The sequence below is a fragment of the Caulobacter sp. 05T431 genome (genome assembly GCF_056665975.1).
Map to the genome: position 1 here is coordinate 42,838 of NZ_JBFTKU010000004.1, position 13,903 is coordinate 56,740.

Annotated in this window: 9 protein-coding genes; all 9 read right to left on the bottom strand. The window is 70.0% G+C overall.

Annotation, left to right across the window (positions count from 1 at the left end; genetic code table 11):
- Window positions 1-23: 23 nt before the first annotated feature.
- The 9 genes from cobA to AC1U89_RS05395 all read right to left on the bottom strand — a co-directional run bounded on the left by cobA (window position 24) and on the right by AC1U89_RS05395 (window position 13,866).
- On the bottom strand, window positions 24-782 hold the full coding sequence (gene cobA, locus AC1U89_RS05355) for a uroporphyrinogen-III C-methyltransferase (protein WP_479898699.1): 759 nt from the start codon (window positions 780-782) through the stop codon (window positions 24-26).
- A complete protein-coding gene (locus AC1U89_RS05360) occupies window positions 775-3,453 on the bottom strand; it encodes a molybdopterin-dependent oxidoreductase (RefSeq protein ID WP_479898700.1) in 2,679 nt (892 codons plus the stop codon). The genes cobA and AC1U89_RS05360 overlap by 8 nt, the downstream gene beginning before the upstream one ends.
- Window positions 3,446-3,790, bottom strand: coding sequence for a nitrite reductase small subunit NirD (gene nirD / locus AC1U89_RS05365; RefSeq protein ID WP_479898701.1), 345 nt, complete (start codon window positions 3,788-3,790; stop codon window positions 3,446-3,448). The genes AC1U89_RS05360 and nirD overlap by 8 nt, the downstream gene beginning before the upstream one ends.
- Window positions 3,787-6,243, bottom strand: coding sequence for a nitrite reductase large subunit NirB (gene nirB / locus AC1U89_RS05370; protein WP_479898702.1), 2,457 nt, complete (start codon window positions 6,241-6,243; stop codon window positions 3,787-3,789). Before nirB ends, nirD begins: the two co-directional genes overlap by 4 nt.
- A 25-nt stretch (window positions 6,244-6,268) precedes the next feature.
- The gene (locus tag AC1U89_RS05375) at window positions 6,269-7,492 is read right to left on the bottom strand and encodes a nitrate/nitrite transporter (RefSeq protein WP_479898703.1); all 1,224 of its coding nucleotides are present in this window, start codon (window positions 7,490-7,492) and stop codon (window positions 6,269-6,271) included.
- A gap of 282 nt (window positions 7,493-7,774) precedes the next feature.
- Window positions 7,775-8,920, bottom strand: a complete 1,146-nt coding sequence (locus tag AC1U89_RS05380) for a CmpA/NrtA family ABC transporter substrate-binding protein (protein ID WP_479898704.1) — start codon at window positions 8,918-8,920, stop codon at window positions 7,775-7,777.
- Entirely contained in the window at window positions 8,917-9,495 is a 579-nt protein-coding gene (locus tag AC1U89_RS05385; protein ID WP_029914933.1) for an ANTAR domain-containing response regulator, read from the bottom strand. The genes AC1U89_RS05380 and AC1U89_RS05385 overlap by 4 nt, the downstream gene beginning before the upstream one ends.
- Window positions 9,496-9,616: 121 nt before the next feature.
- On the bottom strand, window positions 9,617-10,687 hold the full coding sequence (locus AC1U89_RS05390) for an alginate lyase family protein (protein ID WP_479898705.1): 1,071 nt from the start codon (window positions 10,685-10,687) through the stop codon (window positions 9,617-9,619).
- Between the two features lie 71 nt (window positions 10,688-10,758).
- Window positions 10,759-13,866 (bottom strand): TonB-dependent receptor, encoded by a 3,108-nt coding sequence (locus AC1U89_RS05395; protein WP_479898706.1) that lies wholly within the window; start codon window positions 13,864-13,866, stop codon window positions 10,759-10,761.
- Between the last annotated feature and the right edge of the window lie 37 nt (window positions 13,867-13,903).

Consider the following 13,903-nt stretch of genomic DNA (forward strand, 5'->3'; position numbering starts at 1 on the left):
TCCGGGATGACAACGGATAGAATTCAGGCGCTTTTGGCCGCCACCATCTCTTCAACCGCTTCGGCTGTCCTAGCCTGGGCCGCCACCTCGCCGACCACGATGACCACCGGGCCGCCCTGGCCGTCCAGCCGGTCGCCCAGGGTCGCCAGCGTGCCGTGGGTGATGCGGGCGTCCGCCCCGCCGGCCTGCTCGACCGCCACGGCCGGGGTGCTGGGCGCGCGGCCGGCGGCGATCATCCGATCGCAAAGGGCCTGGGCCATCTCGCCGCCCATATAGACCGCCATCGTCGCCTCGGGGTCGCCGGCGGCGCTCCAGTCGCCGCTCAGGGCGCCGGCCTCCAGCCGGGCCGTGGTGAACACCACCCGCCGGGCCTCGCCGCGGTGGGTCAGGGGGAAGCCGAACTGAGCGGCGGCGGCGCAGGCGGCGGTGACGCCGGGCACCACCTCCACCGACACCCCGTGCTCGCGCAGGAAGCCGGCCTCCTCGCCCACCCGGCCGAACACCGATGGATCGCCGCCCTTCAGCCGCACCACCCGCAGGCCCTTGCGGGCCAGGCGCAGCATCAGGCGGTTGATCTCGTCCTGGTGCATGCTGGGCTTGCCCGCCCGCTTGCCGGTCTGGATGCGCACGCAGCCGGGCGGGGCCAGGGCGATGGCCTCCTCGCTGATCAGGGCGTCGTAGAGCAGCGCCTGGGCGCTCTCGACGGCCCGGACAGCCCGCAGGGTCATCAGGTCGACCGGGCCGGGACCGGCGCCGACGAGCAGGACTTGAGCGCTAGACATGGACGGGCTCCTTGCTGGAGACGGAGGCGGAAGCGGCGATMATCCGGGCGATCTCGGGACGGCAGGACCCGCAGTTGGTCCCCGCCCCCGTGGCGGCGCCGACCGCGTCGGCACTGGCGGCCCCGGCGGCGATGGCGGCCTGCACGGCCTTGGCGCCCACCTTCAGGCAGGCGCAGACCAGCGGTCCCTTGTCGACCGGAGCGCCGGGCGGGCGGCCGAACAGCAGGGCCGAGCGCGCGTCGGCGCCCAGCACCGGCTCGGCGAACAGCTCGGCCAACCAGTCGCGCGGCGGCAGGCGGCCAGTCAGGGTGACGTACAGCACCGCCACGAGGCGGCCGTCCTGAACCCAGGCGTCGCGCCGCGCGCCGGTGGCGGCGTCCTCATAGGTCACGAGTTCGCCGGCAAGGCCCTTCGACAGGGCCTTGCGCAAGGCGGCGCGCTCGACCTCGTCGCCTCGGCCGGCGAACTCGTGTTGCTGGCAGGCGTCGTGGGGGATACGCCGCCAGACGAGGTCCAGCCCGGGGGGTAGAGACAGGCTGTCCCGCGTGAGGAAGAAGCCCTTCCAGGTCTCGCGATAGGCGCGGATCCGGGCGGGGGTGTGCTTGAATTCCGGCTGGCCGGAGGTGGGGTCCAGGTTCGGCGCGACCAGCGGATTGGCGCGGCCAGACGGCGCGAAGGCGTCGGTCCAGTGCATGGGCATGAACAGACCGCCCAGCCGCTGGCGGTCGGTGACCTTGGCCAGGGCCACGGCCTCGCCGCGCGCCGTGATCACCCGCGCCAGGGCGCCGTCCTTGACCCCCAGGACCTCGGCGTCGGCCGGGTGGACCTCGACGAACGGCTCGGGCGCGTGCCGGCACAGGTCCGGCGCCAGGCCCGTGCGGGTCATGGTGTGCCACTGGTCGCGGATGCGGCCGGTGTTCAGCGACATCGGATAGGCCGCGTCGACCGCGTCGGCTGGTCCCTTCGGTCGGGTCGGGATCATGCGCGCACGACCGTCCGGGGTCTGGAAGCGGCCGTCGACGAACAGCCGCGACGTGCCCTCCCCGTCCGCCGCCACCGGCCACTGCACCGGCAGGAGTTCGGCGTAAGCCTCTGGCGTCAAAGCCGAAAGTCCAGCCAGGTTCAGCATGCGATCCGTATTCTCATAGGCCGTCAGACGGGCCCATTCGCGGAACACGCTGGCCTGCGAAGCCCAGCCGAAGCCGTCGAAACCCATGGCCCGGGCCACGTCGGCCACGATCCGCCAATCGGCCCGCGCCTGGCCCGGCGCGGGGAACAGCGCCCGCTGGCGCGAGATCCGGCGCTCGGAATTGGTGACCGTGCCGTCCTTCTCGCCCCAGGCCAGGGCCGGCAGCTTGACGTCGGCGAAGGCCGTGGTGTCGGTCTCGACGCAGTCGGACACCACCACGAACGGGCATCGCTCCAGCGCCTCGCGCACGCGGCTGGCGTTCGGCAGKCTGACGGCGGGGTTGGTGGCCATCACCCAGACGGCCTTGATCTTGCCGGCGTGGATGGCCTCGAACATGTCGACGGCCTTCAGGCCCGGCGCGCGGGCGGTGTCGGGCGCGCCCCAGAAGCGGGCGACGCGGTCACGGTCGGCGGGGGCGAAGTCCATGTGCCCGGCCAGGGTGTTGGCCATGCCGCCGGTCTCGCGCCCGCCCATCGCGTTGGGCTGGCCAGTGATCGAGAACGGGCAACCGCCGGGCTTGCCGATCCGTCCAGTGGCCAGGTGGACGTTGAGGATCGACAGCCCCTTGGCGGTGCCCTGGGCCGACTGGTTGGCGCCCATCGAGAACAGGCTGACCGTACGCTMGTGGGCCGCGAACAGGTCGAAGAAGCTTAGCACATCCTCGACCGGCACGCCGCAATCGGTGGCGACGGCGGCCGGCGACTGGTCCAATTCCTCAAGCGCTTCCATGACTTCCGCGAAACCGTTCACGTGGGCGGCGATGTAGTCGCGGTCGATGGCGTCGATGCGGATCAGGTGGGCCAGCAGGCCGTTCCACAGCCGCACGTCGCTCTGCGGGGCGATGGCCAGGTGCAGGTCCGCGCCCTCGGCGGTGTCGGTGCGGCGCGGGTCGATGACCACATGCTTCTGGCCGCGCGCCCTCGCCGCCTCCATGCGCCGGAACAGCACCGGATGGGTCCAGGCGGCGTTGTGGCCGCTGAACACCACCAGGTCGGCCAAGTCCAGGTCCTCGTAGCAACCGGGCACCAGGTCGGCGCCGAAGGCCTGCTTGTGGGCCGCCACGGCCGAGGCCATGCACAGGCGGCTGTTGGTGTCGATGTTGCCCGAGCCGATGAAGCCCTTCATCAGCTTGTTGGCGACGTAGTAGTCCTCGGTCAGCAGCTGGCCCGAGACGTAGAAGGCCACGCTGTCGGGGCCGTGCCTGGCGATGGTGTCCTTGAAGCGCTTGGCGACCAGGGCCGTGGCGTCGTTCCAGGACGCCGCCTTGCCGTTGATCGTCGGCTCCAGCAGCCGGCCCTGCAGCCCCACCGTCGCCCCCAGCGCCGTGCCCTTGGAGCACAGGCGGCCGAGATTGGCCGGGTGGGCCTTGTCGCCCGTCACCAACAGGGCGCGCTCCTGGACGACCGCGCCCGAGACGCCGCAACCCACCCCGCAATAGGGGCAGGTCGTCTTGACGCTCGGGACGGCCGACCCGTCAGCCATGGACGTCTAGGCTCAGCAAGAGACGGCCTTCACGGACCTCCAGCGGCACGACCGGCGTGCAGCCCTTGCCCTTGTCGGCGCCCATGGCCTCGCCCGAGGCCAGGTCGATGTTCCACGAGTGCAGCGGACAGGTCACCGCCCGGCCGTGGACGATGCCCTGGCTCAGCGGTCCGCCCTTGTGCGGACAGGCGTCCATCAGCGCGAACACCTCGCCGTCGCCGGTGCGGAAGATGGCGATGTCGCCGCGCGGGCTGGGCACCCGGCGCGCGCCCCGACGGGGCACGTCCGTGACCGCGCCGACATCGACCCAGACCGGAACTTTCACATGTGCGTTCATGCGGGGGCGAACTCCATCCGGCGGCTCATGGGGGTGAATTCCTCGGTGTGGCGGCCGGCCACGCGCTCGGCCCAGGGGTCGAGGCGGGCGAAGCGCTGCGAGAACACGAAGCGGTCGTAGAGGGCCTTGCGCTGGTCGGGGTCGAGGACCTTGTCCTGGATGCTCTCCAGGCCCACGCGCGCCATCCACTTGTAGACCCGCTCCAGGTACCAGCCCTCCTCGCGGTACAGCTGCATGGCGGCGGCGATCACCCAGACGGCCTCGTCCTCGGTGGCCACCCGGGTCAGCACCTGGGTGCCCTGGATGTGCAGGCCGGCGGCGCCGCCGATGTGGATCTCGTAACCGCTGTCGACGCAGACCACGCCGAAGTCCTTGCAGGTGGCCTCGGCGCAGTTGCGCGGGCAGCCCGACACCGCCAGCTTGACCTTGGCCGGCGCCCACGAGCCCCACAGGAACTTCTCCAGGCGCACGCCCAGGCCCGTGGAGTCCTGGGTGCCGAACCGGCACCAGTCGCTGCCGACGCAGGTCTTCACCGTGCGCAGGCCCTTGGCGTAGGCGTGGCCGCTGACCATGCCGGCGGCGTTCAGGTCGGCCCAGACGGCCGGCAGATCGTCCTTCTTGACGCCCAGCAGGTCGATGCGCTGGCCGCCGGTGACCTTGACCGTCGGGATCGCGAACTTGTCCGCCACGTCGGCGATGGCCCGCAGCTCGTTGGGCGTGGTCACCCCGCCCCACATGCGCGGCACGACCGAATAGGTGCCGTCCTTCTGGATGTTGGCGTGGACCCGCTCGTTGATGAAGCGCGACTGCTTGTCGTCGCGGTATTCCGACGGCCAGGCGCACAGCAGGTAGTAGTTCAGGGCCGGGCGGCACGACGAGCAGCCGTCGGGCGTGGTCCATTCCATGGCCTGCATGACGGCCGGCATGGACTTCAGCTGCCACTCCACGATCGCCTTGCGGACGTCCGAGTGCGGCTTGTGCGTGCACTTGCACATCGGCTTGGGCCCGGTCTGCTCCTTGAAGCCGTCGCCCAGGGTCAGCTTCAGCACCTGCTCGACCAGCGGCGTGCACGAGCCGCACGAGGCCGAGGCCTTGGTGACCGCCTTCACGTCGTCCAGGGTGGTGAGGCCCTGGCTGGTGATGGCCGAGACGATCGAACCCTTGCAGACGCCGTTGCAGCCGCAGATTTCCTGCGTGTCGGGCATGGCCGCAACGGCGGCGTTAGGGTCCAGGCCGGACAGCCCTTCCGTGATGGCCTGGCCGAAGATCAGGGTCTCGCGGATGTCGGTGACGCTGGCGCCCGAGCGCATCAGGTCGAAGTACCAGCCGCCGTCGGCCGCGTCGCCGAACAGCACCGCCCCGGCCACCTTGCCGTCCTCTATGACCACGCGCTTGTAGACCCCGCGCCCGGCGTCGCGGAACACGATGTCCTCGCAGCCTTCGCCGCCCGAGAACTTGCCAGCCGAGAACACGTCGACGCCCGAGACCTTCAGGCGGGTCGACAGGACCGAGCCCTCGTAGGCCCCTTCCCCGTCGGTCATGGACTCGGCCAGCGAGCGGCACATGTCCCAGATGGGCGCGACCAGGCCGTAGCAGTTGCCCCGGTGCTCGGCGCATTCGCCCACGGCGAACACCGCCGGGTCGGAGGTGCGCATGGCGTCGTCGACCAGCACGCCACGATTGACCGCCAGGCCAGCGGCCTTGGCCAGGCCGGCGTTGGGACGGATGCCCACGGCCATGACCAGCAGGTCGCATGGCAGCGTCCGGCCGTCCTTCAGCTTCAGGCCGGTGACCTGGCCGTCCACGCCGACGATCTCCTCGGAGTGGGCGCCCAGGACGGTCTCGACGCCGCGTTCGGCCAGGGCCTCGCGGAGCAGGAAGCCGGCGCTCTCGTCCAGCTGGCGCTCCATCAGCACGTCCATCAGGTGGACGACCGTGGCGGCCATGCCGCGCCGGGCCAGGCCGTAGGCGGCCTCCAGGCCCAGCAGGCCGCCGCCGATCACCACGGCGCGGGCGCCGGGCTTGCCCGAGGCGGCGACCATGGCCTCGACGTCGTCCAGGTCGCGGAAGGTGACCACGCCCTTCAGATCGATGCCCGGCAGCGGCAGGCGGAACGGGTCGGAGCCCGTGGCCAGGATCAGCTTGTCGTAGGCGACCTCGAGCCCGCCCTCGGCCACCACCTTGCGGCCTTCCAGGTCGACCGCGGTGACGGCGCGACCGGCGTGCAGGGTGATGGCGTTGTCGGCGTACCAGGCCTCGTCGTTGATGACGATGTCGGCGAAGGTCTTCTCGCCCGCCAGCACCGGCGACAGCATGATGCGGTTGTAGTTCACCCGCGGCTCGGTCCCGAAGATGGCGATCTCGTAGCGGTCGGGATCGCGCTTGAGGACTTCCTCGACCGCCCGGCAACCGGCCATGCCGTTGCCGATGACGACCAGCTTTTCCTTGGTCATGGTTCTGCTCACTGGAAGAGGAAGATCAGACGCGGATCGGACGGGCGTCGCCGCCGTGCAGGGTCGGCCAGACCGCCCGCCAGCGGGCCTTCAGGCCGGTCAGGGCGACCAGGGCGAACACCGCCAGGGCCGCGAAGCCCAGGAAGCCGACCTGGTAGGAGCCGGTCATCTTCTTGGCCATGCCCAGGGACGAGGCCAGGTAGAAGCCGCCGATCCCGCCGGTCATGCCGATCAGGCCGGTCATGACGCCGATCTCCTTGCGGAAGCGCTGGGGGGCCAGCTGGAACACCGCGCCGTTGCCGGCGCCCAGGGCCAGCATCGAGAACATCAGCACCGCCAGAGCCACCCAGGCCGAGGGCAGCTGGAAGCTGGCCGCCGACAGGCCGGCGGCGGCCAGGGCGAAGACGAAGGTCAGGGTCCGCGCCCCGCCGAAGCGGTCGGCCAGGGCCCCGCCGACCGGGCGGATGAACGATCCGGCGAACACGCAGGCGGCGGTGAAGAAGCCGGCGACCACCGGGTCCAGGCCGTACTCGGCGTTGAAGTAGATGGTCAGGGACGAGGCCAGGCCGACGAAGCCGCCGAAGGTGACCGCGTACAGCAGCATCAGCCACCAGGCGTCCGGAACCTTCAGGACGTCCAGGTACTCGGTCAGCTTCTTGGGCGCGGGCTGTTCCGGCGCGTCCTTGGCCAGGGCCAGGTAGACCACGAAGGCCACGGCCAGGGGGATGGCGGCCAGGCCGATCACGTTCTGCCAGCCGAAGGTCTTGGCCAGGATCGGGGCGAACAGGGCCGCCAGGGCCGTGCCGCTGTTGCCGGCGCCGGCGATGCCCAGGGCCAGGCCCTGATACTCCTGCGGATACCAGCGCGAGGCCAGCGGCAGGGCGACGGCGAACGAGGCGCCGGCCACGCCGAGCACCACGCCCAGGGCCAGGACCTGATGATAGTTGTGGATTCCCAACAGCCAGGCCGCGGCGAGGCCGGCCAGCACGACCAGTTGGCTGATGATCCCGGTCTTCTTGGGGCCGATGCGGTCGACCAGGACGCCGTTGACCAGGCGCAGCACAGCGCCGGCCAGGACGGGCACCGCGACCATCAGGCCCTTCTGGGCGGGGTCGAGGTGGAACGCCTTGGCGATGGCCACGCCCAGCGGGCCCAGGATCACCCAGACCATGAAGCTGAGGTCGAAATACAGGAACGCGGCGAACAGGGTCGGCGTGTGGCCGGCCTTCAGGAAATCACGAGAGATCATGATGCGCCTCGGATGTTGCGTGTCTGCGAGAGCGGGGCGGCGGCGCCCCGGGCGGGTGACCGCATCCGAGCGGTCGTCTCTGGCAGCCACGAACGCCGTTGTCCGAAGGCTTGATGTCAGTGGAACTTCAGGCGGCGGACGGAGTCACGCGCCATGTTGCGGTGCGGTGGGTACCCGGGTCGCTTCGTATGATCCGCGTGCGATTGCCCAACATCCAGGCGCCAATCCTGCCCGAAGTTTAGGCAAAATGCCGCCTGAACGGCCCCTGCCCCGCCCGACGGATCAGGGACGCAGGCGACCGATCGGGAAGGCGGCCGCGTAGCCCAGGGCCTTCGCCGGATCGAACGCGGCGCCGTCGAACAGGCCCGGGTCGGCGGGCGCGGCGTCGGCGAACACCATGGCCGGGTCGACGACCGGCCCCAGCGACAGCGCCGCCTCGCGGAAGAGATCGGGGCGGTAGACCCCGTCGGCCGCCTCGTCGAGGTCGAGTTCCGGCCGGACCTGCCCCCAGCGGACCATCTGCGACAGGAACCACAGGGCGTGCTCGCGGCGCGGCAGGCCGGCGGCGTCGCGGTGGAAGATGATCTCCGACCGCAGCGCGCGCGCCAGGGCCTCGGGCTCGACGCCCACGTGCTCCGGACGCGACAGCAAGGCCACCAGCTCGGCGTGGTTGCCCGGCTCGTCGGCCCAGGCGGCCGCGCGGATCAGGGCCCTCAGCGCCGCGCGCAGTTCGTCCGGATGCCGCTCGGCCCAGCCCGCGGTGACGCCGAACACCTTGTCCGGGCCGCCCGGCCAAAGCTGCGAGGCCTTGATCAGCACCTCGCCCAGCCCCTCGTCGACCGCCACGGCGTTCCACGGCGCGCCGACGCAGAAGCCGTCGATCTCGCCCAGGCGCAGGTGCTCGACCATGCGCGGCGGCGGCGTGACCACCAGACGCACGTCGCGGTCGGGGTCGATCCCCGCCTGGGCCAGCCAGTAGCGCAGAGCGTAGTTGTGCATCGACTGCGGGAAGACCATGGCGAAGGTCAGGATCGGCGCGTCCTGCGCGCGACGCTGCTCGACCAGCCTGGCCAGGGGAGCCGCCGTGATCAGGGGCGCGGCCATGCCCTCGGGGTCGATCTGGCGCAGCTGCGCCGCCAGACGCGTCGAGACGGTGATCGCGCTGCCGTTCCGGTTAAGGGCCAGCGGCGCCAGCATGGCCGAGCGCGGGTCGTTGAGGCCGGCGGCCAGGGCCATGGGCGCCAGCATGTGCGCGCCATCCAGCGCGCCGACCAGCACCTTGTCGCGGACCGTCGCCCACGAGGCTTCGCGGCTGAGCGCGACCTCCAGCCCCTCCTCGGCGAAGAAGCCCCGCGCCCTGGCCACCACCAGCGGCGCGCAGTCCGTCAGGGGGATGAAGCCCAGGGTCAGGTCGGCCAGCCCGCTCACGAGGCGTCGCCCTTCAGCACGCCGGCGAAGGCCAGCAGGTCGGCGGCGACCTGGCCGATCGGCTTGCCGCGGTCCATGGCCAGCTTGCGCAGCAGGCGATAGGCGCCGTCCTCGTCCAGGCCGCGCTCCTTCATCAAGAGGCCCTTGGCTCGTTCGACGGTCTTGCGCGACTCCAGGTCGGCCTTGGCCTTGGCCAGGTCGCCGCGCAGCTGTTGGGTCAGGGCGAAGCGGCTCATGGCCACGTCGAGGATCGAGCGCACCCGCGCCGGCGCCAGGCCGTCGACCACATAGGCGGCCACCCCGGCCCGCACGGCCTGCTCGGCCAGGCCCGGCTCGGAGCGGTCKACGAACATCACCACGGCCCGCGGATTGTGCTGTCCCGCCTCACGCAGGCTTTCCAGGGTGTCGCGGTCGGGGCTGTCGGCGGCGATCACCACCACGTCGGGCGCGAAGGCCGCAGCCTCGCGCTCGTCGAACGTGGCCGCCCGACGCACCTCCAGCGGCTGCACGCCCTCCAGCCCCTCGGCCACGAGGGCGGCGCGCGCGGGATCCGGATCGATGACGAGGACGCGCATGCCCTCCGCCCTAAGGCTCTCGGGCGACGGGGGGGAGCGGTGAAGGTCCGTCACGGGCGCGGTTGCTCGATCAGCCTGGGATTTGTGCACCCTAGCCTGAAATAGCGGCGCCGAAAGGCCTTCAGCGCGCGCCGCGTAGCCGGATCCAGGCCGCCGGCTTCTTGCCCGTCTTGGCCGAGACCTCGTCGCGCACCGGCCCGTAGCGGGGGTCCAGCAGCGCGGCCAGGCCGTAGGTGCCAACGGCGTTCGACACGTCCCAGGGATGGGGCGCGTACTCCGCCTGGCCGGCGGCGGCGCGGTCGCGGTCGAACTGGATCTTGGAGTTGGCGAACTCGATGTGGGTCTTCTGGCCCCGCGCGTAGGGAACCAGCCAGTCCAGGGCGGCGGCCAGGCTGACGCCGTTGTCGGCCTTCCAGGTCAGCCAGTCCTCGCCGTGCGCCTTGGCCGACAGGGCCGCCATCATCAGCGGATCCAGGTCGTAGGTCACGTAGTGCAGCGCGTCGCGCTCGTGGAAATCGAACACCGAGCCGTCGGGCTGGATGTTGGTCGAGACCTGGGCGCGGTAGGCCGCCCTCGCCCGCTCGATCAGCTTGGCGTCGCCGGTCTGGAAGGCGGCCATGGTCGCCAGCTTGACGCGGTGGCTCTGCCAGTTGGTGTTGAAGTTCTTCGGCTTGGCGTCCATCGCGTCCAGATAGCCGGCGGCCATGCCCCGCCACATCTTGTCGACCTTGGCGCGGGTCGCGGCCGGCAGGTCGGCCTCGGTCAGGTCGGTGGCCATCAGCAGGGTGTCGAAGCCGGTCTCGTCGATCGGGTTGAACGACGGCTCATAGATGTCGGCCCAAGCCTCCAGATAGCGGCCGGCCTGGTCGAGATAGGCGCGGTCGCCGGTCAGGCGCCAGGCCAGGGCCAGGTTCAGGACGATCGGCTGGTCTTCCTTGGCCTTCAGGCTGATCTCACGGATGCCCTTGCCCGGCAGGGTGCCCTCGGTGTGCAGCTTGGGGATCGCGCCCGGCGGACGGTCGAGGGCGGCCTTGGCCTTGGACAGGACCTCCTGGGCCGCCGGGGCCTGGGCGGCGCCTTTGGCGTAGTCGGGACCCAGCAGGGCGTAGTCGGCCGCCCCCGAAGTCATCGCCAGGGCGGGTGAAGCCAGAAGGGCCAAGGCGCCGGCCGCGCCCATCAGCAGGGTCTTCATGTCACGCGTCTCTTCGTACTGGAGATCAAAGAAAAAGGGCCGGGCTGTGCGCCCGGCCCTGCAGGAGGGGATCAGAACTTGGCGCGCATGGTCACCTGGTAGGTGCGCCCGTCGTAGTCGATCCGGCGCGGCAGCATCGGGTCGTTCTCGTACTCCGACCGGGTGGCGTCGGTCAGGTTGAACGCATCGACCGAGACCGTCAGGTCCTTGGTGATGTTGTACGAGGCCGAGGCGTCCAGCTGGCTGCGCGCCTTGACGGTGCGGGCGTCGCCGACGAACGAGTTGCCGGCCGCCAGGTCGTACTTGTCGCGCCAGTTGTAGACCAGGCGGACGCCGAACTTGTCGGACTCGTAGTAGCCGATGACGTTGACGTTGTTCTTCGACACGCTGGGCAGGGTGATCTTGTTGCCCGCCGTGTCCTTGCCGTCGATCTTCGTATACGAATAGTTCAGGCCGCCGCCGAAGTTCCGCCAGAAGCCCGGCAGGAAGTCGAAGTTCTGCTGGATGTTGAACTCGAAGCCCGTGACGGTCATCGGCGACTGGTTGGTCTTGCCGCTGATGTTGACCTGGGCGTTCTTCAGCGTGCCGCCGGCCCCGACGAACTTGTTGGAGCTGATGCACTTGGGCGAGCCGCCCGAGGTGTCGATGGTCAGGGTGCCCAGGTCGACATCGATGCCGTTGATCTTGCCGCTGGCCGGGCAGAGGATCGACTKGTCGGTGATCGGGCCGATATAGCCCTTGATCTCTTTGCGGTAGGCCGCCACCGAGATCAGGCTGCCCGGGCGGTTATACCACTCCAGCGACATGTCATAGGAGTCGGAGGTGTAGGGCTTGATGTCCGTGGCGCCCAGCGTGACCGTGTAGACCGGGTCGGTCGGCGGGTTCACGTCGACCGGGACCTGGACGTAGGTGGTCGGCACGTTGTCGCGCGGTTGCGGGCGGACATAGGTGCGGTAGGCGGCCGCGCGGAAGATCAGGTCCTCGCGCAGGTCGGCCACCACGATCGCCGACGGCAGCCAGTAGTCGTAGTTCTGCTTCGTCGTGCTGTTGGAAAGCGAGTGGTTGATCGCGCCGGCCTGGTTGGAGAGCGCGGTCGTGCAGTTCTTGCAGTTCAGGGCGACGATCTTGCTGTCGGTGTACTCGTAGCGGGCGCCGACCGCGCCGCGCACCGGGATGCTGCCCAGGTCGGTCTTGAACTTCGCCGTCAGGTACGCCGAGAAGACGTCGTTCTGGTTGCTGAAGTTGTTGTTCCAGTAGTTGCCGTCCGTGTAGTTGTTCACGAAGCCGTACGGCGTCAGGAACACGCCCGGCGAACCCAGGGCGAACTGGTCGGGCAGGCCGTTCGGATTGCCGGTCGTGCGCAGGTTCGTGTTGACCGGCGTGATCGCCCCCAGGACCCGATTGATGTCCAGGTTCATCCAGTTGCTGGTGGGGCCGCCCGCCTTGCCGCCGAAGAAGTCGCTGGCGTAGGACAGCTGCGACGCCATGTTCGGCATGATGTTCTGGGTCTGGGCGCCCAGCGCGCTGTTGCGCGAACCGCTCGACGTATACTTGTTGTGCTCGGCGCGGCCGCCGAACACCAGGTTCGTGAAGAACGAATTCTCGATCGTGCGGTCGAAGTCCAGCTGGAACGCATCGAGCACGTTCTGGGCCTGGCCGTTGGTGCCGGTGATGCCGAACTTGTCGCCGGCGACCGTGGCCGCCTGGCCGGGCATGACGGCGCCGGCCTGGGTGGTGGCGGTGGCGGTCGCCGGGATGGTGAAGCCGCCGGTCGGCAGGTGGGTCGCGTGCGGCGTGGTCAGCAGCGCCGTGTAGTTGGCCAGGTCCGTGCCGCCCAGGTTCACCGACGTGGTGATGCCGTTCAGGCCCGCCGAGCCGAGGTTGCGGTACGGGTTCTGGACGATGTCCAGCTCGATCTGGTTGGCGACCGCCTTGGCTTCCGACACGGTCAGGTTGGCCGTGGCCTTCCAGACGTCGTTGTTGAATTCCAGGGTCGGGTTGATGGCCCAGGTCTGGTTCTTGGCCGGCTCGGAACGGATCGAGTCGAACGTGTTGATGTTCGAGGCCGAGAAGCTGTTGATGTAGGCCCGGTCGCCGTTCGGCGTGTGCACGATGTACGGCGCGCCGATGTCGGTGATCTTGGCCACGGCCGAGGTCGCGGTCAGGCCGGTGTTGGTGCCGTTGCCCGGGCCCGCGTCGATATAGAGGATGTTGTTGGTCGCGTCCTTGAGGTTGCGCTTGGTGATGAAGGCGTTGGCCCCCAGCTTCCATTCCTCGTTGATCCGCCACTCGAAGCCGGTCGCGGCCGACAGCGTGGTGCCGCGGTTGTACTTGACCAGTTGGCGGGTCTGGCTGGGATAGTAGACCCCGCCCGGATTGGCGGCGATCAGGGAGTCATAGACGGGGTTGGAACCGGCGGCGGCCTGGTTGCCCACCTGGATCGCGCCCAGCTTGTTGGCCCACGAGTTCACCGTGATCGAGTCGCGGCGGAACTTCTCGTCCTTCCAGCCCACCACGCCGAACACGGCGAAGTCGTCGCTGAGGTGGGCGTTATAGCCCATCGAGGCCAGCGGGCTGCCCAGGTTGCCCAGGTCGTTGTACTCGTACGAGACCTTGGCGAAGCCGCCGTCCTTGCGCTGCAGCGCCGGCGCGATGCGCAGGTCGATATTGCCCGACAGGCCGCCGGCCAGGTCGGTGGCCATCGGCGACTTGATCACGTTGATCGAGGTGAAGATGTCGGAGTTGAAGGCGCCCAGCGGGGTCGAGCCGTTCAGGATCGGGTCGGCGAAGGCGCCGCCGTTCAGGGTGGTGCGGGCGAAGGTGCCGGGCAGGCCGCGCAGGCTGATCGTGGCGTTGCGGCTGTCGGCCTCGCGGTTGATCTGGATGCCGGGGACGCGCTGGATCGCCTCGCCGACGTTGAGGTCCGGGAAGCGGCCCAGGCCGTCCGACGAGATGCCGTCAGAGATCTGCAGGGTGTCGCGCTTGGTGGCGATGGCGTTGGCGTAGGCGGCGCGGAAACCGGTTACCACAACGGTGTCGACGACGCCGTCGTCGGCCGGGGCCTGCTCGGCCTGGGCGGGCGCGGCTTGTTGCGCCTGGGCGACCGAGCCCAGCGCCAGGGCGGCGCACGAGGCCAGCAGCGCGGTCCGCAGGACAAGAGTGTTTCGAACGGTGGTCATKATCCCTCCCCTGGCGCGTCTGAGTGGGCGCCCTTAT